This window comes from Azospirillum oryzae, assembly GCF_900177515.1.
Lineage (GTDB): Bacteria > Pseudomonadota > Alphaproteobacteria > Azospirillales > Azospirillaceae > Azospirillum > Azospirillum oryzae_A.
On sequence record NZ_FXAK01000009.1, the window covers coordinates 559042 to 581720 of the forward strand.

At 66.7% G+C, this 22679-nt stretch carries 21 protein-coding genes; 12 read left to right on the plus strand and 9 right to left on the minus strand.

Annotation, left to right across the window (positions count from 1 at the left end; translation table 11 throughout):
* Positions 1–12 precede the first annotated feature (12 nt).
* The 7 genes from B9N97_RS31035 to B9N97_RS31065 all read right to left on the minus strand — a co-directional run bounded on the left by B9N97_RS31035 (position 13) and on the right by B9N97_RS31065 (position 6009).
* Positions 13–753, minus strand: a complete 741-nt coding sequence (locus B9N97_RS31035) for an SDR family NAD(P)-dependent oxidoreductase (protein ID WP_085091650.1) — start codon at positions 751–753, stop codon at positions 13–15.
* Between the two features lie 15 nt (positions 754–768).
* The gene (locus B9N97_RS31040; RefSeq protein WP_085091651.1) at positions 769–1257 is read right to left on the minus strand and encodes an aromatic-ring-hydroxylating dioxygenase subunit beta; all 489 of its coding nucleotides are present in this window, start codon (positions 1255–1257) and stop codon (positions 769–771) included.
* 59 nt (positions 1258–1316) lie between these two features.
* Positions 1317–2594: an aromatic ring-hydroxylating oxygenase subunit alpha gene (locus tag B9N97_RS31045; RefSeq protein WP_085091652.1), complete on the minus strand. Its 1278-nt coding sequence runs from the start codon at positions 2592–2594 to the stop codon at positions 1317–1319.
* A gap of 56 nt (positions 2595–2650) precedes the next feature.
* Positions 2651–3193 (minus strand): nuclear transport factor 2 family protein, encoded by a 543-nt coding sequence (locus B9N97_RS31050; RefSeq protein ID WP_085091653.1) that lies wholly within the window; start codon positions 3191–3193, stop codon positions 2651–2653.
* Positions 3190–3549 carry an IacB protein gene (locus tag B9N97_RS31055; RefSeq protein WP_085091654.1) on the minus strand — a complete coding sequence of 120 codons (360 nt, stop codon included), beginning with the start codon at positions 3547–3549 and terminating at the stop codon, positions 3190–3192. Before B9N97_RS31055 ends, B9N97_RS31050 begins: the two co-directional genes overlap by 4 nt.
* Positions 3550–3570: 21 nt before the next feature.
* A complete protein-coding gene (locus tag B9N97_RS31060; RefSeq protein ID WP_085091655.1) occupies positions 3571–4737 on the minus strand; it encodes an acyl-CoA dehydrogenase family protein in 1167 nt (388 codons plus the stop codon).
* Between the two features lie 123 nt (positions 4738–4860).
* Positions 4861–6009, minus strand: a complete 1149-nt coding sequence (locus B9N97_RS31065) for an amidase (RefSeq protein WP_085091656.1) — start codon at positions 6007–6009, stop codon at positions 4861–4863.
* 803 nt (positions 6010–6812) lie between these two features.
* On the opposite strand from B9N97_RS31065, the gene B9N97_RS31070 reads away from it, so the two are divergent.
* From B9N97_RS31070 to B9N97_RS31105, 8 genes are all read left to right on the plus strand, one after another.
* Positions 6813–7967, plus strand: a complete 1155-nt coding sequence (locus tag B9N97_RS31070) for an ABC transporter substrate-binding protein (protein WP_208621324.1) — start codon at positions 6813–6815, stop codon at positions 7965–7967.
* 70 nt (positions 7968–8037) lie between these two features.
* A complete protein-coding gene (locus tag B9N97_RS31075; RefSeq protein WP_085091657.1) occupies positions 8038–9075 on the plus strand; it encodes a branched-chain amino acid ABC transporter permease in 1038 nt (345 codons plus the stop codon).
* Between the two features lie 47 nt (positions 9076–9122).
* Positions 9123–10946, plus strand: a complete 1824-nt coding sequence (locus B9N97_RS31080) for a branched-chain amino acid ABC transporter ATP-binding protein/permease (protein ID WP_167393434.1) — start codon at positions 9123–9125, stop codon at positions 10944–10946.
* Positions 10943–11692: an ABC transporter ATP-binding protein gene (locus tag B9N97_RS31085; RefSeq protein WP_085091659.1), complete on the plus strand. Its 750-nt coding sequence runs from the start codon at positions 10943–10945 to the stop codon at positions 11690–11692. The genes B9N97_RS31080 and B9N97_RS31085 overlap by 4 nt, the downstream gene beginning before the upstream one ends.
* Positions 11689–12714, plus strand: a complete 1026-nt coding sequence (locus B9N97_RS31090) for a ketopantoate reductase family protein (RefSeq protein ID WP_085091660.1) — start codon at positions 11689–11691, stop codon at positions 12712–12714. Before B9N97_RS31085 ends, B9N97_RS31090 begins: the two co-directional genes overlap by 4 nt.
* Positions 12715–12735: 21 nt before the next feature.
* Positions 12736–13530 (plus strand): class II aldolase/adducin family protein, encoded by a 795-nt coding sequence (locus B9N97_RS31095; RefSeq protein WP_244561025.1) that lies wholly within the window; start codon positions 12736–12738, stop codon positions 13528–13530.
* 105 nt (positions 13531–13635) lie between these two features.
* A complete protein-coding gene (locus B9N97_RS31100; protein ID WP_085091661.1) occupies positions 13636–14109 on the plus strand; it encodes a MarR family winged helix-turn-helix transcriptional regulator in 474 nt (157 codons plus the stop codon).
* A 410-nt stretch (positions 14110–14519) separates the two neighbouring features.
* Positions 14520–15566: an SDR family oxidoreductase gene (locus tag B9N97_RS31105; RefSeq protein WP_432264219.1), complete on the plus strand. Its 1047-nt coding sequence runs from the start codon at positions 14520–14522 to the stop codon at positions 15564–15566.
* A 33-nt stretch (positions 15567–15599) separates the two neighbouring features.
* On the opposite strand, the gene B9N97_RS31110 is transcribed toward B9N97_RS31105, so the two are convergent.
* Entirely contained in the window at positions 15600–16475 is an 876-nt protein-coding gene (locus B9N97_RS31110) for a LysR family transcriptional regulator (protein WP_085091663.1), read from the minus strand.
* A gap of 149 nt (positions 16476–16624) precedes the next feature.
* On the opposite strand from B9N97_RS31110, the gene B9N97_RS31115 reads away from it, so the two are divergent.
* The 4 genes from B9N97_RS31115 to B9N97_RS31130 all read left to right on the plus strand — a co-directional run bounded on the left by B9N97_RS31115 (position 16625) and on the right by B9N97_RS31130 (position 21256).
* A complete protein-coding gene (locus tag B9N97_RS31115) occupies positions 16625–17674 on the plus strand; it encodes an Ldh family oxidoreductase (protein ID WP_085091664.1) in 1050 nt (349 codons plus the stop codon).
* Positions 17675–17770: 96 nt separating this feature from the next.
* Positions 17771–19078 carry an MFS transporter gene (locus tag B9N97_RS31120; RefSeq protein ID WP_085091665.1) on the plus strand — a complete coding sequence of 436 codons (1308 nt, stop codon included), beginning with the start codon at positions 17771–17773 and terminating at the stop codon, positions 19076–19078.
* 85 nt (positions 19079–19163) lie between these two features.
* Positions 19164–20402, plus strand: coding sequence for a lactonase family protein (locus B9N97_RS31125; protein ID WP_167393435.1), 1239 nt, complete (start codon positions 19164–19166; stop codon positions 20400–20402).
* Positions 20403–20524: 122 nt separating this feature from the next.
* Positions 20525–21256: an ABC transporter substrate-binding protein gene (locus B9N97_RS31130; protein WP_085091667.1), complete on the plus strand. Its 732-nt coding sequence runs from the start codon at positions 20525–20527 to the stop codon at positions 21254–21256.
* A gap of 431 nt (positions 21257–21687) precedes the next feature.
* On the opposite strand, the gene choX is transcribed toward B9N97_RS31130, so the two are convergent.
* Positions 21688–22656, minus strand: a complete 969-nt coding sequence (gene choX, locus B9N97_RS31135) for a choline ABC transporter substrate-binding protein (protein WP_085091668.1) — start codon at positions 22654–22656, stop codon at positions 21688–21690.
* Positions 22657–22679 lie beyond the last annotated feature (23 nt).

Genomic DNA, 22679 nt, shown 5'->3' on the forward strand with positions numbered 1-22679 from the left:
GACCGTCTTTCCTCAACGCATGAAGATGCCGCCGTTGATGTCCCAGGCCGCACCGGTGGCGAAATCCGCGTCGCTTGATGCCAGCTCCACCGCCATCCGGGCGACGAAGGCGGGGTTGCCCAGACGCTTCACCGGGATCATGCCGATCAGCGTTTCCAGCCGTTCCGGCGGGACCGAGGCACGGACCGACGGCAGCTCCATCGGGCCGGGGGCGATGGCGTTGACGGTGACATTGCTGGCCGCCAGTTCGCGGGCGAAGATCTTGGTCAGCGTCAGGATGCCGGCCTTGGAGGAGGCGTAATGCGCGCCCGACGCGGTGCCGCCATTCTGCCCCGCCAGTGAAGCGATGTTGACGATGCGGCCATAGCCGGCCTTCGCCAGATGGGCGCCGAACACCTGACAGCCGAGGAAGGTGCCACGCAGGTTGACGGTCAGCACCGCGTCGAATTCCTCCGGCGTGATCTGCATGACCGGGGTCATCGGCGTCATCGCCGCGTTGTTGACCGCCACATGCAGCGCCCCCCAGCGGGCCAGCACCGCGTCGAGCGCGGCGGCGAAATCAACCTTGCGGGTGACGTCGAGCCCAAGCGGCAGCACCGCCTCGCCCGACGGGTCGAGGGTTGCCGCCGCCTCCTTGACCGCCTCTTCGGCGATGTCGGTGAGGGCGACGCGGTAGCCGGCGGCGAGGAACTGTTCGGCGATGACCCGGCCCAGCCCCTGGGCCGCGCCGGTGACGAGTGCGACCTGTGCCATCCCTTGGGCTCCTTGTCAGAGGATGTAGCCGATGCTGTGCAGCGCGTCGGTGGAGTTCACCAGCCGGACGATCTTGCCTCTCAGCCGGAAGCCGTCCGCGCCGCGGACCAACTCGTAGGTCACGTCGGCGGTGTAGTCGCGCAGCGTCTCCTTGCGGAACTCGCGCAGATGCTGGGCGGCGCGGACGGTGACGGTGGCGCCGTCGTCGGCCAGGATGCGGAAGCGCGACAGCGAGCGCACGGTGCGGGAGGCCGGCTGCGTCGAGACGGACTCGCCGCTGGTCAGGCGGGCGACGCGCTTGGCGCGCATGTCGGCGTCGTCATAGGCGTAGTTCAGCCGGTCGGCGAGGTCGGCAGGGCCGGAGGCGACGTCCGGGTCGATCGGCACGATGTAGAGGCCGTCGGCGGTCCATTGCGCCAGCCAGTCCTGATAGTCGCGGTGGTCGAGCATGTCGGCCTCCTGCCAGAGGAAGGCGCTGACCTCGGTGAGGAGTTGGGTGTTCATGGGGGTCTCCGGGGAGTCAGGGGGAGGGTCAGGGTGGGGGCATCACCCCCGGCTCACCCTCACGCCGTCATCAGCTTCTTCCATTGCTGGTAGGCTGCGCGCATGCCGGTCTCGGCGCTGACGTCGCTGGCGCGGCCGTCTTCGGTGATGCGCTCGCCGGGCAGACCGCGGTTCAGCAGGATCCACAGGTCGGTGCCGGCCTGGGCACCCTTCTGCACCCGCTCCCACGCCTCGGAATCGTCGGGCGTGCCGAAGCCCATCGGGCCTTGGAAATGCTCGTGCAAGCGGAGGCGGGCGCGGTTGGCGGCGGTGGGGCCGCCGTCCATGGTGATGACGGCGTGGTGGATCTCGGTCTCGTTCACCGACACCGGGCGCAGCACGCGGAAGAAGGCCATCGAGCAGGCGATGTTGGGGAACAGGTTCAGGTTGAAGCCCGACCCGCCGACGGCGCGGACGATGCGGCGCACCTTGGCCTCGTCATGGCCCTCCTTGCGCAGCTCCTCCGCCAGCTCTGCGAAGCGGGCGGGGATGGGGGCGTCGAGATTCTCCTCCAGATCCACCAGCTCGGGAATCATCACCATGACGCTGTGGCCGTTGCCGAGATCCTCGACGAAGCCGGGGCCGTTGACGAAATCCAGCATGCGTTCGGTCTGCTCGTCGACCGACGACAGGAAGGATTTGTGGACGACCGGAAAGTGATAGCCGTCGGTGGTGTTCTCCAGCTGGATCTTCCAGTTGCCGGGGAAGCGGAAGCGGTGCTCGCCGGCCACCCTGATCGGATAGCCGCCGCCCTGCTTCATGAACAGGTCCATCCACTTCTTCGCCGGGCCGAGCCAGTCGGCCAGAGGCTCGATGTCCTCGCGGAAGGTGGCGAAGACCATGCCGGCATATTCCTCGACCCGCAGGCTTTTCAGCGGATACTCGCCCTTGTCGAGGCACTGGCCGTAGCTTTCCGGATGCGGCACGCCGCGCAAAGACCCGTCCAGGCCGTAGCTCCAGCCGTGATAGGGGCAGACGAAGCTGTTGGTCCGGCCCTTCTTCTCCTCGCAGACCGTGGCGGCGCGGTGGCGGCAGCGGTTCAGCAGGACGTGGATCTTCTGCTTGCGGTCGCGCACGACCACCACCGGCTGGCGGCCGACATAGGTGGACTTGTAGTCGCCAGCCTCCTTCACCTCGCTGACATGGGCGACCCAGACCCAGCAGCTGGCGAAGATGCGGTCCATCTCCTGCTCGAAGATCGCCGGATCGGTGTAGAGCGAGGTGTGGGCGCGGTCGGCGCGCACGAGGTCGGCGAGGTCGCGGGACGCTGCCGGGGAAGCCTTGAGGTCAATAGCCATCGCGATGGTCTTTCCGTCAGGGGGCGGACAGGAAGGGGGCGAACAGGAAGAGGGGATCAATCCGGGACCGGAACCGGGTCGGGACGGTTCCAGCCGTCGACCGGGCGGCTGAACAGGTTTTCGGTGCGGAAATGGCTCATGCGCCAAGCACCCTCCTCCAGGCGGAAATCCACCGTCAGCCGGGCGGCGTTCAGGTGCGATCCGCCGGCGGCGAAGGTCGAGGTCTGCAGCATGATCCAGGTGCCTTCCGCCCTGTCCGGGCCGGTGGTCCGGATCAGTTCGGAGGTCAGGAAATGGACGTTCAGCGCGAAGTGAGAGGGCTCGACCATGTATCTGGCGAACATCTCCCGCAGAGCGGGGCGGCCGGTGAGACGGCCGAAGGTCTTCGCATATTTCTCGCCGATGCCCTCCCACACCGCGTCGCGCGTGAAGAGGCCGGCAAGCTCGTCCAGCGGGGTGGCCGGAGTCAGCGCGTCGCACAGCGCCATGTAGCGGACCATGCAGGCGCGGACCGCCGCCTCCGCCTCGAAGCGGGCGAGGCGTGCTTGCAGGGCGGCGATGTCTGTTTCGGCAATCCCGGCGGGGAGGGCGGCGGTCATTGCGGGATCACCAGCTCACGGCCGACGCGGGCCTCGACGCGGCAGTATTTCCACAGCTTGAAGGTGCCGTCGCCGACGGGCGTGACGCGGAACAGGTTGCAGGCGGCGGTGACCGTCTCGATGTCCGGCACGTCGGCCAGCACATAGGTGGTCCAGGGCCAGTTGGTCGACGGGCCGACCATGATCTGGTCGTCATCCAGGTTGCCCAGCACCGTAACGCCCGGCAGCTCGCCGATGCCGCGCATCATGGTGGAGAAGGCGCCCCAGACCTGTTTGGCCTCCTCCACCGTCGCGTCGAAGAAGTTCTGGTTGACGCCGATGCAGAACAGAACGCGCAGGGGCTTCTTGTCGCTCATTGAAGGTCTCCGGGATTGGGGTCAGAGGTAGCCGGGCAGGGGAGGCAGGCCGAACAGCATGGCGCCGGCGTTCTGGTAGGTGACGTCGCCGAGGAAGGCGTGCTGGGTGATCATCTGGACGTCGCGGACATGGCGGGCGATCGGGCAGCGCGCGTAGACGCCGGCCATGCCGGTCAGCATCTGCGCCCGGCGCGTCACGTCGGCGGCGGTGCGGGTGGCGTGGGTGGCGGACAGGCGCAGCATGCTGACCCGATCCGGCGCCGGGTCGTCGCCGGCCAGCAGGCACTGCCACACCTCGTCGATGGCGTCGTAGAACCAGGAACGGGCGGCGCGCAGCTCGGCCTCCAGCTTCGCGGTCTCCAGCTGGGAGGCGACGCGCTCCCCCAGTTTCGGCGCGCCGGTGACCGACGCGCGCGCGCCCATCGAGCGCAGTTCGTCCAAGGCCGCCCGGGCGATGCCGAGCGAGACGACCGACAGGACCTGCGCCGCGAAGGCCAGCGTCGGATAACGGTAGAGCGGCTCGTCCAGCGCCGACTTGCCGCCGCGCACGAAGGTCCATTCCTCCGGCACCACCACGTCATCGACCACGAGATCGTGGCTGCCGGTACCGAGCAGGCCGACGACATCCCAGTTGCGCTCGATGGTGACCGCGTTGCGCGGCATCACCGCCATGCGCGGCAGGCCGCCGGTGCCGTCGCTGTTCTTCGGCGCGATGCCGACGCCGACGATGTCGGCGCCCATGCAGCCGCTGGCCCAGCTCCACCGGCCCTTCACCTTCAGGCCGCCATCGACGAAGACCGCCGGCTGCGGCGGGAAGATACCGCCGGCGAAGACGATGTCGGGCGTGCGGGCATAGAGGCTGCGCAGCGTGTCGAGCGGCAGGGCCGACAGATAGACCGCGCCGATACCGAAGCTGGCGACCCAGCCGGCCGACCCGTCGGCCTCGGCGATGCGTTCGACCAGCCGGCAGAACTCGGCGGGCGAGCACTCGTCACCGCCGAAGCGCCGGGCGACTAGGGCACGGTAGACGCCGAGCTTGCGGTATCGCTCGATGATGTCCTGGGAGATGAACTGCTGCTGTTCGAACTCGACGCGCCGGCCGCGGATCTCGGTCAGAAGCTCCGCAAGCAGAGCGTCGTCGAAGCTCCGGCCGCCGTCAGGTGTCTGCACGGGCAGAGTCGCCAACATAGGGGATCTCCATGGCAGGCGATGGAGGAAGGGCGCGCGTCCGCATTCGGAGCGCGGCTCCGTCCATCGCATCAGGATTGGGGTATCGGGATTGGGAACTTGCAGACCCGGAGGCGGACCGGGTCAGTCGGGAGGCGGCAACCGGTCGACAATGCGGGTGGCGACCGCGCAGAGCAGCTCGTCGGCGCCCTTGGCGGCGACCAGCTGCAGGCTGGCCGGCGCCCCGTCGACGGGGGCGAGCGGGATGGCGATGGCCGGGTGGCCGGACAGGTTGAAGGGTCGGACCAGAGTCGTCATGCGGATCAGGCGGCTGGTGTCGCCGGCCTCGGCGACCAGCGGCGGCGGGCCGGCCATGGTCGGCAGGGCGATGACCGCGACGCGGTCCAGCAGCGCGTCGACCTCTGCGGTGAAGCTGGTGCGGACCTCCTCGGCGCGCGCCACCTCCTCGACCGTGGTGCAAGCGGCGTTGCGCAGGCGGAAGGCCACGTCCTCGCCGACCAGGCCGGTCTCCACCAGGGCGGCGCAGGCGGCCCAGGTCTCGACGTTGATGATCGAAAGCCCGGCCTCGAAGGCCGCGCGCATGCCGGTCAGCCGCACCGGCTCGACCGGCAGGCCGGCGGCCTCGACCGCCGCGCGCACCGCCGCCGCGATCCCGGCATCGGCGTCCGTCGCAAGCAGGCCGATGGTAACGCCGTCGGTGGACGGCAGTGGGCCGAAGCCGGGGCAGAAACTCGGGTCGATGGCGATCATGCAGGCGACCAGGGTTCCCATGTCGGCGGCGAAGGGACCGATGCAGTCCAGCGTGCTGCTGGCCGGCATCACGCCCTGGCGGCTGACCCGGCCGAAGGTCGGTTTCAACCCGAAGACGCCGCAGCAGGCAGCCGGGATGCGCACCGATCCGCCGGTATCCGTGCCTATCGAAGCATCAACCATGCCCGCGGCGACGGCAGCGGCCGATCCGCTGGACGAGCCGCCGGGCACGAAATCGGGGAATTTCGGGTTCGGTGCGGTGCCGGCCCAGCGGTTGAGGCCGGTGGTGCCGAAGGCCAGCTCATGCATCGTGGTCTTGCCGGCGATCCGCCAGCCGGCGGCCAGCAGGTTGCGCACGATTTCGGCATGCGCCGGGGCCGGCGGGGCATCGTCCAGCGACCGGCTCCCGGCGCGCGTCGGCGTGCCGGCGATGTCGATGGTGTCCTTGATCGCCACCGTCGGGAGGGTGTTGCGATCCGCGGCGTCGCCGGCGATGTCGAGCGTTTGAACGAAGATCGTCATGGCAATGGCCTTCCCCGGTCCTGCCGGATTCCCCGTGGCTCGCACGATACCGGGCCTGTCCTGGCGGCCGGGATCGGAGCGGTTCGGGGTGGATGGGATGACCGAAGCCTAACGGCGAGAAACATGAATAGTCAATTGACTTTGGAAAAATAATTTCCGACGGCGAAGCACAAAAACCGAGCAACGCCATGGGCGTCGAGAAAGGGCGGCACGGGCTTGGCGCTGGGGGAGATTTGAACATACTGCATTGTAAAACAACGCATTTTAGAGGCGTTGATACTTTTTGGGCGGAAGGTCATTCCAAAGTACCTGATCATCCCACTTGGTGGTTATTCGCCTGAAACGCATGCAATCGAGTGTTAAAAAATGGGCGATTTTTCTTGAAAATTCGATTGCGGATTCACGGAACTCTGGCTTAATGGACGGCAAGGGCATCCGGCGTTACCGCTGCAGGTCTTCGGTGGCGGGGCGCGGTGGCTGTTCCAATCGAAATCTTCAAGAACAGAATTGCCGGACGTTCGATCCGGCATCGTGCGGAAGCTTCGATCCTACCCGTATTTCCAGAGAACCTTTGTCGGCCGGACGATCATGGACTGTTCGTGCCTTCTATTGTCGATGTTTTCTGCAATCGCTGCGATGGCATTCCAGCTTTCACTGGCGCGGTCTTTGCTTTGTTCTTTCAGCATAACAAGAGGTTGGACGGTGGAAGCGGCCCCGGCGGGCGCCTGCCGGACCGGCCCGACGGGTCCGATGGCCAATCCATGCGGACCACAACAGACGGGCAACACAGAACGGAGGGTGCGGTGTTTGCAAAGAAACTGGCGGTCTCGCTGCTGTTCGGGGCACTCGCGGCCGGTGCCGCCGCTCCGGCGGACGCGCAGGTTAAGGTCGGCGTGGTGACCTCCTCGACCGGCCCCATCGCGCTGGTCGGCATTCCCCAGAAGAACAGCGTGCCGCTGCTGCCGACCAGCGTCGGCGGCCAGTCGGTGCAGTACATCACGCTCGACGACGGCAGCGACCCGACGGCGACCGTCGCCGCCTTCAAGAAGCTGATCACCGAGGAGAAGGTCGACGCCATCATCGGCCCGTCGGGTTCGCCCAACGCCATGGGCGTCATCCAGTTCGCCGCCGAGGCCGGCGTGCCGATGCTGGCCCCGGTCGGCACCGCCGCCGTCGTGCTGCCGATGACCGAACAGAAGAAATGGGTGTTCAAGACCACCCAGAACGACGACCTGATCGCCGAGGCGCTGCTGGCGCATATGGAGAAGATCGGCATCAAGTCGGTCGGCTTCATCGGCACCGCCGATCCCTATGGCGACAACTGGCTGAAGGTGTTCGGCGAGGGTGCGGCCAAGCGCGGGATCAAGCTGCTGGCCAGCGAACGCTTCCAGCGCCAGGACACCTCGCTGACGGCGCAGGGGCTGAAGATCCTGTCGGCCTCGCCCGATGCGGTGCTGATCGCCGCTCCCGGCAGCTCCTCGGTCCTGCCGCAGACGACGCTCTACGACCAGGGCTATCGCGGAAAGGTCTATCAGACCCACGGTGCGGCGCTGCCCGACTTCCTGAAGCTGGGCGGCAAGAAGGTGGAGGGCACGATCCTGGCCGCCAGCCTGATGCTGGTGCTGGATCAGGTGCCCGACAGCCATCCGTCGAAGAAGATCGCCAGCGACTATGTCGCCGCCTACGAGAAGCAGAACGGCTCCAAGCCCGCCACCTTCGGCGCCAACGTCTATGACGCCGGCCTGCTGCTGGAGCGCGCCATCCCGGTCGCGCTGAAGGGCGGCGAGCCGGGCTCCGCCGCCTTCCGAGGCGCGCTGCGCGACGCGCTGGAACAGGTGAAGGAGCTGCCGGCGACCCAGGGCGTCTACAACCTGACCGCCGCCGATCACAGCGGCTTCGACGAGCGCGGCCGCGAGCTGATCACCGTTTCCGGCGGCAAGTGGACGCTGGTGAAGTGACCTCGTGAAGTGATCCGGCGGCGGCCCCGACTTTTCCCGGCACCGCCGCCGGAGCGAAGGGATACCGGTCATGAACTTCCAGATCGTCATGCTGCTGGGCCAGGACGGGATCACCAACGGCGCCATCTACGCATTGCTGGCGCTGTCGATCCTGCTGGTCTTCACGGTGACCCGCATCCTTCTGATCCCCCAGGGTGAGTTCGTCGCCTTCGCCGCCCTGACCATGGCGGCGATGCAGGGCGGGACGCCGGTCCGGCTGGGCTGGCTGCTGCTGGCGCTGTCCGCCGCCGCGATGGTCATGGACATCCACGCCGCATGGCGACGCGACGGCCGGCCGGCGGTGCGGCGCGGGTCGGTTCTGGGCGTCGGCTATGCCGCGGCGCTGACCGCGCTGACCACGCTGGTGCCGCTGGGCGATGCCGGCGTCGCGGTGCAGGCGCTGGTGACCATGGCACTGATCGTGCCGCTGGGGCTGGCGCTCTACCGCGTCTTCTATCAGCCGATCGCCGCGGCGCACCCGCTGGTGCTGCTGATCGTGTCGATCGCCGTGCATGTGGTGCTGGTCGGTATCGGGCTGCTGATGTTCGGCCCCGAAGGCGCGCGGACGGAGCCCTTCTCCGACGGCGGCCTCAGGCTGGGCATGGTGATGCTGAACAGCCAGACCATCTGGGTGGTGGCGGTGTCGCTCGGCCTGATCCTGGGGCTTTACCTGTTCTTCGAGCGCAGCCTGTACGGCAAGGCGCTGCGCGCCGCGGCGGTCAACCGGCTGGGGGCAGAACTGGTCGGCATCTCGCCGGAGCTGGCGGGCAAGGCCAGCTTCGCGCTGGCGGCGCTGATCGGCAGCCTGTCCGGCATCCTGATCGCGCCGATCACCACGATCTATTACGACAGCGGCTTCATCATCAGCCTGAAGGGCTTCGTCGGCGCCATCATCGGCGGGCTGGCGAGCTATCCGGTCGCCGCGCTCGGCGCCCTGCTGATCGGTCAGGCCGAATCCTTCTCCACCTTCTGGGCCAGCAGCTACAAGGAGGTCATCGTCTTCACGCTGATCCTTCCGGTTCTGGTCTGGCGCTCCCTCTCCCACCATGGCGCGGAGGACGAGGAATGAAGCCCGGCGTGCTGTCGAAAACTCCCGCTGCGAGGCCAACCGTTTCGATGCCCAGACTGTCGCCGTCCGGCTGGATCCTGCTGGCCCTGCTGCCGGTGCTGGCGGCCGCCCCGCTGGTCCTGCCGACCTATCAGGTCACGCTGGCCAACAACATCGGCATCTTCGCGCTGGCGACGTTGGGCCTCGTCCTGCTGACCGGCGTCGCCGGGATGACCAGCTTCGGACAGGCCGCCTTCATCGGCGTCAGCGCCTATGCCACCGCCTATCTCGCCACCGTGTCCGCCGCCGACCTGCCGGCGCCGCTCGCCTGGATGGCGGGGTCGCCGCTGGCCGGGCTGGCGGTGGGGCTGCTGCTGACGCTCGCCATCGCGACGGTGCTGGGGGCGGTGACGCTGCGGCTGTCGGGCCATTACCTGCCGCTCGGCACCATCGCCTGGGGATTGTCGCTGTTCTACCTGTTCGGCAATCTGGAGTTCCTCGGCGGTCACACCGGCCTGTCGGGCATCCCGGCGCTGAGCCTGTTCGGCATCGCCTTCGACAAGGCGGAAACCTTGTTCTACCTGATCTGGGCGGTGCTGCTGCTGGCGGTGGTGGCGACGCTGAACCTGCTGGACTCCCGTGTCGGCCGCGCCATCCGTGCCCTGCGCGGCGGGCAGCGCATGTCGGAATCGATGGGCGTCGACAGCTTCCGGGCCAAGATGACCGCTTTCCTGGTCGCCGCCCTCTATGCCGGGCTGGCCGGCTGGCTCTATGCCTACACCCAGCGCTTCGTCAGCCCGGCGCCCTTCAGCCTGCAGGCGGGCATCGACTTCCTGTTCATGGCGCTGATCGGCGGGGTGGGGCAGGTCTGGGGTGCGGTGATCGGGGCGGCCGGCGTCACCTTCGCCAAGCAATGGCTGCAGGATCTGCTGCCGCATCTGCTGGGCCGCACCGGCAACTTCGAAGCCATCGTCTTCGGCCTGCTGATCGTTCTGCTGATGCAGCGCCTTCCCGGCGGCATCGCCGGCTGGATCGCCAAGACCTTCGAGCGTCGCCGCCAACGTCCGGCTACGCTGGAGAGCATGGACCTGCCCGACGCCGAGCCGCTGCCCCGCCGCCCCATGCCACAAAAGGGCGAGGTGGTGCTGGAGGCCAAGGGCGTCACCCGGCGCTTCGGCGGCTTGGTCGCCAACCGCGACATCAGCTTCAGCGTGCGGGCCGGCGAGATCCTGGCGGTGATCGGACCGAACGGGGCGGGCAAGAGCACGCTGTTCAACCAGCTTTCCTGCGTCGACCGTCCGACCTCCGGCGAGATCCTGTTCCGCGGCGAGCGCATCGACGGCCGCACCGCCCGCGCCATGGCCGGCGCCGGCCTCAGCCGCAGCTTCCAGCACGTCAAGCTGCTGCCCACCATGTCCGTGCTGGAGAATGTCGCCATCGGCGCCCATCTGCGCGGGTCGAAGGGGGTTGCCGCCGCGGCCCTGCGACTGGACCGCGCGGAAGAGGCCCGGCTGCTGGCCGAGGCGCGGCGCCAACTGGTCCGCGTCGGGCTCGGCCAGTATCTGCACGCCGAGGCGGGCAGTCTGGCGCTCGGCCAGCAGCGCATCCTGGAGATCGCCCGCGCGCTGTGCGCCGACCCCTGCCTGCTGCTGCTCGACGAGCCGGCCGCCGGGCTGCGTTTCCTGGAGAAGCAGGCGCTGGCCGAGCTGCTGGTCAAGCTGCGCTCGGAGGGGATGGCGATCCTGCTGGTCGAGCATGACATGGACTTCGTCATGGGGCTGGTCGACCGCGTCTATGTCATGGAGTTCGGCGAGCGCATCGCCGAAGGACCGCCCGAGACCATCCAGACCGACCCGGCCGTCCTCGAAGCCTATCTGGGAGGGATCGAATGAGCGCGCCGCTGCTGGAGGTCTCCGACCTCTGCGTCTCCTACGGCAAGATCGAGGCGCTGAGCAACGCCAGCCTGCGGGTGGGCGAGGGGCAGATCGTCACCGTCATCGGCCCCAACGGCGCCGGCAAGACGACGCTCCTGTCCGCCATCATGGGCGTGCTGCCGTCGCGTGGCCACATCCGCTTCCTCGGCCATGTCGGGCAGTCCCCGGCGATCCAGGACATGGTCGCCCGCGGCATGAGTCTGGTGCCGGAAAAGCGCGCCCTGTTCGCCACCATGAGCGTGGAGGACAATCTGCGGCTCGGCGGCTTCCGCTTCCATTCGCGGTCGAAGCGCGAGCAGGACGCGGCGATGGAGGAGCTCTACGCCCTGTTCCCCCGGCTGAAGGAGCGGCGCGGCCAGATGGCGGCGACACTGTCGGGGGGCGAACGGCAGATGCTGGCGCTAGCCCGCGCCCTGATGGGCGGGCCGAAGCTGCTGATGCTGGACGAGCCGTCGCTGGGGTTGGCGCCGCTGATCGTGCGCGAGGTTTTCCGCATCATCTCGGAGCTGCGGCGCAAGGGGGTGTCGATCCTGCTGATCGAACAGAACGCGCGGGCGGCCCTGCGCGTCGCCGATTATGCCTATGTGCTGGAACTGGGGCGGATCGCCATGGAAGGGCCGGCGTCGGAGCTGGCGCATGATCCGCGCGTGGTGGCGGCGTATCTCGGCATGGCCGGCAAGCATCAGGAGATGCTGGCCTCATGACGGAGCCGGACTGGCGGAAGCAGCCTGTCGCCGGACGCTGGCATGTCGGGATCGCCGGGGCGGGAGCCATCGGCACCACGCTGGCGGTGCGCATCGCCCGGGCCGGCCACCGGGTCGGCGTGCTGGCCCGCGGAGCGACCCTGGACGTCATCCGGCAGGACGGGCTGCACCTGACCGACCGTGAGGGGGAGCATCATGTGCGGGTCGAGGCCGGGGCGGCGGGGGAACTGGGGCAACCGGACCTGCTGTTCCTCTGCGCCAAGGCGCAGGATCTGCTTGCGCTGGTGCGGTCGGCCCGGTCGATGATCGGGCCGGACACGCTGGTCGTCCCGGTGGTGAACGGCATCCCCTGGTGGTATTTCGAGGGCGAGGGCGGACGCCATCAGGGCCGCGCCGTTCGCGCCGTCGATCCCGACGGGGCGCTGAAGGATCTGGTGCCGCTCGACCGCGTGATCGGCGCCATCGCCTATATCACGGCGGAGCGGATGGCGCCCGGCGTCGCCCGCAGCTTCAACCCGCTGAAGCTGATCCTGGGCGAGATCGACCACCGTCCCAGCGACCGGCTGACCCGCACCGCCGCCATGCTGACCGCCTGCGGCATCCATACCCAGGCGAGCGGGCGGGTGCGCGATCCCTTGTGGACCAAGGTGATCGCCAACCTCTCCTCCAACCCGCTGTCGGTGGTGTCGGGGGCGACGCTGCAGGACATCTACGGCGACCCGTCGCTGTCGCAGATCGCCCGCCAGATGCTGTCGGAAGCGCTGCTGACCGCCGCCGCCTATGGCGCGCGGATCGAGCTGGACCCGGCGTCCCTGCTGGCGATGGGCGCCAGGATGGGACCGGTGAAGACCTCCATGCTCCAGGATTTCGAGAAGGGGCTGCCGCTGGAGCTTTCCGCCATCTGCGAGGCCGTCATCGAGCTGGCCGAGCTGCAGGGGCTATCGATGCCGCTGACCCGCAACATCGCCATCCTCGCCCGCTTCAAGAGCGACAGCGCGCTGCGTGCCGCCGCGCGCCTGTAACCATCAGAGAGGACCGCAACCATGACGACCATGGCCGCAACCGCAGCCAAGATGGGCCACAACAGCGTCGTGAAGCCCGATCACATCGGCGAGGAGGAGTGGGCGCTGCGCTGCCAGTTGGCCGACTGCTATCACCTCGTCGATTTCATGGGCTGGACCGAGACGATCTTCAACCACATCTCCGCCCGCCTGCCGGGGCCAGCGCACCATTATCTGGTGAACCCCTTCGGCTTGAACTATACCGAGGTCACGCCGGCCAACCTGCTGAAGGTCGGGCTGGACGGCGAGAAGCTGGAGCCGTCGCCCTACGACGCCAACCCGGCCGGCTTCGCCCTGCACAGCGCCATCCACGAGGCGCGCGACGACATCCATTGCGTGATCCACACCCACACCACCGAGGTGTCGGCCATCGTGCAGAAGAAGCAGGCCTTCTCGCACAACGACTTCTACGGCGCCCAGCTCCATGGCCGCGTCGGCTATCATGCCTTCGAGGGCATCACGCTCTTCGCCGACGAGAAGCCGCGCATGCTGGAAAGCCTGGGCGACAAACACATCCTGGTGCTGCGCAACCACGGCATCGCGGTCGGCGAGTCCAGCATCGCCAAGACCTTCTTCCTGCTGTGGACGGTGCAGCGCGCCGCCGAGATCCAGACGCTGGCCGACAGCATGCGCGGAGAGGACGTGGAGCTGTCGACCGAGGTCCGGGAGAAATGCAGCAGCCTGACCGCCATGCTGATCCGCGACAGCGGCTTCGCCGTGAAGTTCTTCGACGCCATGGTGCGCAAGATGCGGGCGGAGCGCGGGCCGGGCTGGTGAGCCGGTGCGGCACCGCAAGCTGTTTGGCAACCGAACCGGCGGTTGGTACAAGAGGGGCCGGGCCTCGCCAAACGCTGGCCAAACGCTGGACAGACACTGGGCATCATGGCCATCACCAAGAAGCTGCGCCGCTACATCCCGTCGGACCCCGAGTTCCAGGTGGAGGAATTCCCCTTCTACTGGCTTGCCCGCGTCCAGGGCATCTACACCCAGAAGATGGAAACGGCGCTGAAGCGGATCGGCACCGACATCCCGACCTGGCGGGTGCTGTTCATTCTGAAGACGCACGGCACATCAAGCATTTCAGAGATCTCGACGCACGCCATCGTCAAGCTGTCGACGATGACCCGCATCGTCTACCGCATGAAGGCGGAGGGGCTGGTCGACACCGGCACCAACGCCGAGGACGGTCGCGTCACCGTGGTGACGATGACGCCGGCCGGTCACGCACTGGTGGAGCGCATTCAGGATGCAACGGGGCGGCTGTTCGCCCGCAGCTTCGAAGGGCTCTCGGAATCGCAGATCGCCAAGCTGAACGCCACCCTGCAGCAGCTTTACGAAAATCTTGCGGAGGATTGAGCCGCCACTGCCCGGCTTTCGGCGGTGAAGCGGAACCTCATCTCGGCGCTTCCGGGAAAATGCTGATCGCCGTTTTGAAATGTCGCTTTCCTGCCGGGCGCGCTCCAGCTCGCGTCGCAGCCTCGCGATCTCCGCCGCCTGCTCATCCGGCTTGGCCGCCATGGCGGTACGGGATATGGCAGGGGCGCCGGACCGTGAGCGCGGCGGGTGGGCTCGGGCTACCCGTCACCGGCTCCGCAGCACCGAAGACTGGAGGCCAGACTCCCGCGCCACTCGGAGCGTAGCTCAGGTTTCCACCGAACCGCGGCAGGATCACGTCAACGCTTTCCGGTATTTGCTTGAAGGCACATGCGCCGCTTCTAACTCACTGTCCAGCGGCACGAAAGGTAGCTGGAATGACAGGATCGGCATTGATAGTTGGCGCAAGCGGCATCGTCGGCAGCGCGACGGCGACCTTGCTGGTCGGGGAGGGCTGGGAGGTTCACGGTCTGGCGCGGCGCCCGACCGGACAGCCCGGCGTACGGCCCGTCGCCGCGGACCTTCAGGATGCGCCGGCCACGGCAGGCGCCTTGAAGGATCTGAAGCCGGACGTGGTTTTCATTTCCACATGGCTGCGCCAGCAGAGCGAGGCGGAGAACATCCGGGTCAACGCGGCGATGGTCCGCAACCTTCTCGACGGACTCCGTCCGGCGGGAAGCGTGCGCCATGTCGCGCTGGTGACGGGCCTTAAACATTATCTCGGCCCCTTCGAGGCCTATGGCAAAGGCAAGCTGCCGCTGACGCCGTTCCGCGAGAGCCAGGGCCGGCTCGACGTTCCGAACTTCTACTATGCGCAGGAGGACGAGCTGTTCGCCGCGGCCAAGCGCGACGGCTTTTCCTGGAGCGTGCACCGGCCCCATACGGTGATCGGCAAGGCGGTCGGTAATGCCATGAACATGGGGACGACGCTCGCCGTCTACGCGATCCTCTGCCGCGAAACCGGGCGGCCCTTCCGTTTCCCGGGATCGGCGGCACAGTGGAACGGCCTGACCGACATGACCGACGCGCGCCTGCTCGCCCACCATCTGCTGTGGGCGGCGACCACGCCCGAAGCGGCGAACGAGGACTTTAACGTCGTGAACGGCGACGTCTTCCGCTGGAACTGGATGTGGGGCCGCATCGCGCACTGGTTCGGCCTGGAACCGGCGCCCTTCGACGGCACCGTCCAGCCGCTGGAGCAGGTCATGAAGGACGATGCGCCACTGTGGCGCCGCATCGCCGAGCGCGAAGGGCTGGCGGAACCCGATCTCGCCCGCCTCGCCTCGCCCTGGCATACGGACGCCGATCTCGGACGGCCGATCGAGGTCGTCACCGACATGAGCAAGAGCCGGCGCCTCGGCTTCACCCGCTACCAGCCGACCGACGACGCCTTCTTCGACCTTTTCGAAGCGCTGCGTGCCGACCGCCTGATCCCTTGAGGCGGCGACATCCGGTTCAGGCAGCGCGAAGCCCTACAGATTACCGATTGCAAGGGCGGTCTCTTCCTCCACGACCCGGATCAGTCTCGCATAGGCCGAGGTTACGGGCCAAAGCAGGCCCAGCTCCCGTTGTGGGGCTGGCTCGGGAAGGGAATGCTTGATGATCGTCAAGCCTGCCGGCAGGGGCAGCGCCCGGTCCGGTACCAGCGAGACGCCGACCCCACGGTCGACCAGCACGGCAATGGCGTCGAGAGCATCGAGTTCGATGCGGTCCTTGGGGCGGATGCGCTGTTGCCTCAGATAGTTTTCCGCGATCTGCCCGGACCATAGGGAGCGGTCGTAGCGCACGAAAGGCCGCTCCCGCAAAAGCTGAAATGGATCGCCGCAGGCTTCCGAACCGGGCGCGATGACGACATAGCGCTCGGCCTTCAGCGGCCTCCACGCCAGGCTTTTCGGCAGCCTGAATGGTGGATGGAACAGAAACGCCACGTCCAGTTCGGAGTCCTCCAGCTTGCCGAATATCTGGGTGGATGAGCCTTTCTGAACGATGATCTCGAGGTCCGGGTATTTTTGCGCAAGAGCCGGAAGCACGTCGCACAGCACCGTAGCGATGGCGGTCTGGGCGACCCCCAGCCTGAGTTGCCCCTGGGGCTTCTCATCGCTCTGCAATGTCCTGAGGTCGCGTAGGTCGCGCAAAATACCGGCTGCGCGGACGGCGAGCGCCTCGCCGGCCGGTGTCGGCTTGGCGGTGCGCCCCGAACGGGTCATGAGCGTGAAACCGAGCTCGTCTTCCAGGGCGCGGATCCGCAGTGCGAGCGTGGTCGGCGCGATGTTCAGCCGGCGTGCCGCCTCCGCGACCGAACCGCAATCTGCGACCACGACGAAGCATTCGAGAAATCGGGTATCCATTGCTCAGGATTCCTGTGTTCTGAACATAGATATTGCACAGTTTTCTGCTGTATCCAATGCCTCATACTCATCACCGGCGAGCGTTCCGGCAGATCCGGGAAAAAGCTGCACTAGGCGAAAGCCCGTTCGGGTGAGTGGAGGAAGTTTCGATGAAGGAGCAATCGAGCCGCATGTTGTCGGAAACCGAAGTCACGGAGTTGGCGACGACGGCGCTCATGGGATTGGGGCTGGTCCGGAAGGATGCGGCCGATGCGGCCCGCATCCTGACGCTGGCGGAGATGTTCGGCCTTAGCACGCATGGTGTCGGCCGGATCGAGTCCTACGGCGAGCGGTTGCAGATCAAGGGCATCAATCCGCGGCCGTCCATTCGGCTGGAACAGGTCGCCCCTGCCTTGATCAGGGTCGACGGCGACAACGGCGTCGGCCCGCTGGTCGGACTGCGCGCCCTCGAAGCGGCCATGGAAGCCGCCGCGACCACCGGCATCGCCCTGGCGCTGGCGCGGGGCAGCAATCATTTCGGGCCGGTTTCGCCCTACTGCCACATCGCCGCCGAAGCAGGCTTCGCGAGCCTGATCGGCAGCAACGCGACCACCACCATCGCTCCGTGGGGCGGCAGCGAGGCTCGCCTCGGCAACAGCCCCTGCGGCTTCGGCTTCCCGAACCCGGGCGGCGACCCGATCATCCTCGACATGGCGGTCAGCGTTGCCGCCCGGGCGAAAATCCGCAACGCCGCCAAGGCGGGGCAGCCGATTCCCGACAGTTGGGCGACGGATCGGGCCGGCAGGCCCACCACCGACCCGAACGAGGCGCTGAACGGCTTTCTCCTGCCCATCGGCGGGCACAAGGGGTACGGTCTGGCCCTGGTCGTCGATCTGCTCGCCGGTCTCCTTTCCGGCGCCGCCTATCTCACCCACGTCAAGTCCTGGGTCGACTCGCCCGAGGAACCCCAGGACCTCGGCCATTACTTCATCCTGATCGATACGAAGCGTCTCGGGCGCGCGGACTGGCTGTCCGGGCGCATGACCGACTTCGCCGACATCCTGCATTCCACGCCGCCGGCCGATCCCAACGCGCCGGTGCTGGTGCCGGGCGAGATCGAGAATCGCAACCTTGTGCGTGCCCGGCAGGAGGGAATCCGGCTCGACCCGTCGCTTCTGGCCAAACTCCAGGCCTTCGCGGCGCACGCCCAACCCGCTTGATCCCCTGTGCGGAGCCACTCGGCATAGGGTGATTTCGATGACGAAAATGCCTCGGGAATAAGGAGGCAGGGAAATTGGGAGGAATCTGTTTCCAATATGACGATCGAACAGTCTCATCCTGCCAGCCTGACCGTCGATGACGACGATACGCTGAGGAAAGCCGCCTTCCGTAAAGTGATCTGGAGGATTTTGCCGATACTGACGCTGGGTTACGTCTTCAATTTCCTTGACCGCACCAACATCGGATTCGCAGCGCTGCAGATGAACCGCGACATCGGCTTGTCGGCGACGCAGTTCGGCTGGGGCGCCGGCATCCTGTTCATCGGCTACTGTGCCTTTGAACTGCCCAGCAACATGATGCTTTACCGGTACGGGGCGCGGATCTGGATCTCGCGGATCATGATTTCGTGGGGCCTGCTGTCCTGCGCGATGAGCTTCGTGTCGGGTCCGACGAGCTTCTACGTGATGCGCTTCGCATTGGGCGTGGCGGAGGCCGGCTTCTTTCCCGGGGTCGCCTTCTTCCTGTCGACCTGGTTTCCGGCCCAATACCGTGCCCGGATCCTGTCGTGGTTCCTCGTGGCGATCCCCTTCTCCTCGGTGATCGGCGGGCCGCTTGGAGGGACGCTGCTGGGGCTGGACGGATATCTCGATCTGGCCGGGTGGCAATGGCTTTTCATCGTCGAGGGCCTGCCGGCGGTCATCATCGGTCTGGTGTTGTTGAAGCTGCTGGCCGACTGCCCACAGGATGCCGCGTGGCTGACGCCGGACGAAAAGCGGTTGATCGTCGCGAGCGTCGAGGGCGAGAAGCGGGACCGTGCCGTCAACCGGCTCGGCTCGGCCCTGCGCGACGTGCGTGTGTGGGTGTGCACCGTCGTCTATCTCGGCTTCACCGTCGGCTCCTACGGTATCCAGATCTGGTTCCCGCAAATCCTCAAGCAGCAGGATCTTTCCAATCTCCAGGTCGGATGGATTTCGGCGCTGCCCTATCTCGTTGCGAGCATCGGCATGATCGTCTGGGCACGGGTCGCCGACCGGTCGAACAGAAAGATCGCCCATCTCTCGACCTGCTGTTTTCTTGCGGTGGTGGGTTTCCTGGCTGCCATCTGGACCGGGCGTTTCGATCTGTCGCTTCTCGGGCTGACCGCCGCTCTTCTCGGCGTCACCGCCGCCCGGGCGATCTTCTGGTCGATACCGACACGCTTCCTGACCGGCATCGCGGCGGCGGGCGGCATCGCCTTCATCAACACGATCGGCACGACCGGCGGCTTCTTCGGGCCGACGATCGTGGGCTGGCTCAAGGACGCCACCGGAAGCTTCGAAGCCGGACTGCTCGCAATGGCGGGATTCCTAGCGGTGTCGACGGTGTTCGCTCTCCTGCTCAAGCTCGTCATCCGTGACGAGTGAGGGAGCGGGGGAGGGTGATCGCCGCCCTTATTCCAGACGTCGCCGTGGATTGCGGAGCACCATCATGATCGATCGGAGAGTTTTCTTGAGCGCCGTCGCCGGAAGCATCGCTTTTTCCACCTCGACCACCGCCCTGGGCGGGACGGTCCCGTCGCGCCGATTGGCCCTCTACGCCAATGTGGGCGCCGACCTTGTCCATTACGACGTCGACGTCGAGGCCATGACCCTGACGCAGCGGGAGACGCTGACCCTGCCGGACAGCGTGCAATATGCCTGGCCGCATCGCTCTCGGCGTTTCCTCTATATCGCGACGAGCAACCAGTCTCCCGGCAACGGCGCCGCCAAGGGAAATTCCCACCATCTCCTGGCACTCAGGATCGAGGAAGGAAGCGGTGCGTTGACGCCGCATGGCGCACCGGTGGCGCTTCCGACGCGGCCCATCCACCTGAGCACCGACATTCCGTCGGAAAACATCCTGATCGCCTTCAACAAGCCGAGCGCCCTGCGTGTCTACCGGATCAACGACGACTTCACGCCGGGCGAGGAGGTACGCCAGTTCGATCCGGTCGACGCCGGCATCTACGCCCACCAGGCGCGCGTAACCCCGGACAACAGGCGGGCGATCCTGGTCACGCGCGGCAACGAAGGCACCGCCACCCATGCCGAGGAACCCGGCGCGATAAAGGTCTTCGACTATCATCGTGGCGCGCTTGCCAACGGGATGTCGATCGCCCCGGATGGCGGGAGAAACTTCGGGCCGCGTCACCTGGACTTCCACCCGACCGAGCCCTGGATCTTTCTCTCGATCGAAACGCAGAACGAGGTCGGCGTCTTCCGCATGCTGCCGGACGGCAGGGTGGATCCCGAGTTGCTGTTCCGGACCGGTACCCTGGCCGAACCTGGGCGGCACCGCGCACGGCAAGCCGCCGGCGCGATCCATGTGCATCCGAACGGCAGGTTCCTCTACGTCGCGAACCGGGCGGAGCAGACCGAGGAGGCCGGCGGAGTCCAGGTGTTCAAGGGGGGTGAGAACGGCATCACGGTGTATGAGATCGACGGACTGACGGGTCAGCCGAAGCCCCTTCAGCATGTCGAGTCCCACGGCATCCATCCGCGCACCTTCCACATCGATCCCAGTGGCCGCATGCTGGTCGCCGAACACAACCTGCCCGTCACCGTACGTGATGGCGATCGCTTGCGCGTAGTTGCCGCAGGATTGTCGGTCTTTCGTATCGGTGACGACGGCAGACTGAAGTTCATCCGGAAATACGATATCGATACCGGCAACCGGTCCATGTTCTGGATGGGGATGGTGCCGGTATGACCCCGGCAAGGTCTTGTGCCGGCTGATGTTCATGCAAGCCGCTGTCCATCCGGGCCGCATGGGATCCGAGTAGACATCGCGGGATCGATGCGGGCTCTTGCCACTGTCGGAAGTCAGGAAGAATGTCGGATATCTCTCAAAACATTATCAATGATCTGGCCCCGTCGGGACGTCTGCGATCGACGATCAACCTCGGGAATACCGTGCTTGCCCTGGAGAACCCCGCCGGAAATCTTCGCGGCGTGTCCGTCGATCTGGCGCGAGCGCTCGGAGAGAGGCTTGGCCTGGAGGTCGAACTCGTGCCGTTCGACACCGCCGGAAAGGCGTTCGATGCTCTGCGGTCGGGCGCCTGCGACGTTGGCTTTCTCGCCATCGATCCGAAACGGGCCGAGGATCTCGACTATTCGGCGCCCTATGTGATCATCGAAGGCACGTATCTCGTGCCGGCGGACTCGCCCTTCGGCACGGTCGATGACCTCGACCGCGACGGAGTCCGGATCGCGGCAGGGCGCAACACCGCCTATGACCTTCATTTGTCGCGGGTTTTGCAGCATGCGCGGCTTGTGCATTATCCATCTTCTGCGGCTGCCATAGAGGCGGCTTTGGCAGGCAAGACGGACGCCGCCGCCGGCGTGCGCCAGCCGCTCGCCGCGTCCGCTGCCCGCAGTCGGGTATTCCGCGTGGTCGAGGGAAATTTCCTGCTCATCCAGCAGGCGATGGCCTTGCCCAGGAATCGACCTGCCGGGCATGAATTCATAAGGAGCTTCATGGAGGAGATGAAAAGGTCAGGCTTCATTGCCGATGCCTTGGCTCGAAGTGGCCAGGGCGACGCCGTCGTTGCTCCTCCGGCTTGAACCGCCATGTTGCGCGGATGCTGTCGATGCAGCAAGTCCAGGCTCCGCCTCCATTCTGGGATCGTGTCCCATGGCGTGGCGTAGGAGCTGTGGGACACGACCGCGTTGGATTTTTCCACAAACTCCTTTACGGGGATGACGGTCGACAAGGGATGTGCTTGGCTTCGGCAGCAATCGGACCTGTAAGTCAGCGCCTGTGGGGAAGATCGCCCCCCTGAGAACTGCCCCTGAGATCCGCCATGCCCACGCAGACCCTGGTGAATCTGACGGCTTTGATCGCTGATGCGAAGTGCTGCGCGCTGGTGCGCCGGCATCGCCGGCCGGAGGGCGTGCGGTGCCCACGCTGCGTCGGCGCGCCGGTGAGGCGGTACGGCGTGCCGTCTGGCAGGCATCCCCATCGGCGGTGACGAGAACAGTCCTGATGCCGCCAGTCAGGAGCCGATGCCCAAGGCGCCCTTCACCGCAGGCAGCGCCGGCTTGCCGGCGGTCGTGGTGACGTTGGCGAGCCAGGAGTCGAGCGTGGCCGGATGGGCCTTCAGCCAAGTGGTCACCGCCGCCTCCGGCGTCATTTTGTCATTGAGGATCGAGACCATCAGCTCACTCTCCATGCTGACGGTGAAGATCATTTGCCTGAACAGGGTGGCGAGATTCGCGCAGTCCTGGGCGAAGTGACGGCGCGACAGGGTGCGGACGGTAGCGCTGCCGCGGTTGGGGCCGAAATACTCCTCGCCGCCGTCTAGAAAAGCCATCGACAGCTTGATGTTCATCGGGTGTGGCGCCCAGCCCAGGAAGACAGCCCATTCGTTGCGCCGCGTCGCCCGCTCGACCGAGGCCAACATCGCCGCCTCGCTCGACTCCACCAGCTTCCACGAGCCGAGCCCGTAGGCGTTCTTGTCGATCATCGTCTTGATCTTGGCGTTAGCGGAGGCGCCCGGTTCGATGCCGAAGATCGTGCGATTGAACTTGTCGCCGTACTTCTCCAGGTCGGCGAAGCTCTTGACGCCGGCCTCGGCCGCGTTGCCGCTCACCGCCAACGTCACGGCCGCCCCTTCCAGATTGACCGCCAGCACCTCGATCGAGCCGGAAGCGATCAGCTTTTGCGTCGCCTGCTCCTGCGCCGGCATCCAGTTGCCGAGGAAGACGTCGAGATTGCCTGACTTGAGCCCCTCGAAGCCGATCGCCACCGACAGTGACTGTACCGCCGGCTTGTAGCCCATCGCCTTCAGGATCAGCGAGGCCGTGGTGGTGGTGGCGGTGATGTCGGTCCAGCCGGGATCGGACATCCGCACCGTCTGGCATTGCGTCGGCTCCGCCGCGGCGCCGGCGGCAGGCCACAGCGCGACGCCGCTCAAGGACAACCCGACGAGGGCGGACAGGCCGACATGTTTCAGGAACCGCATGGGGAATCTCCTTGCTCCGAAAA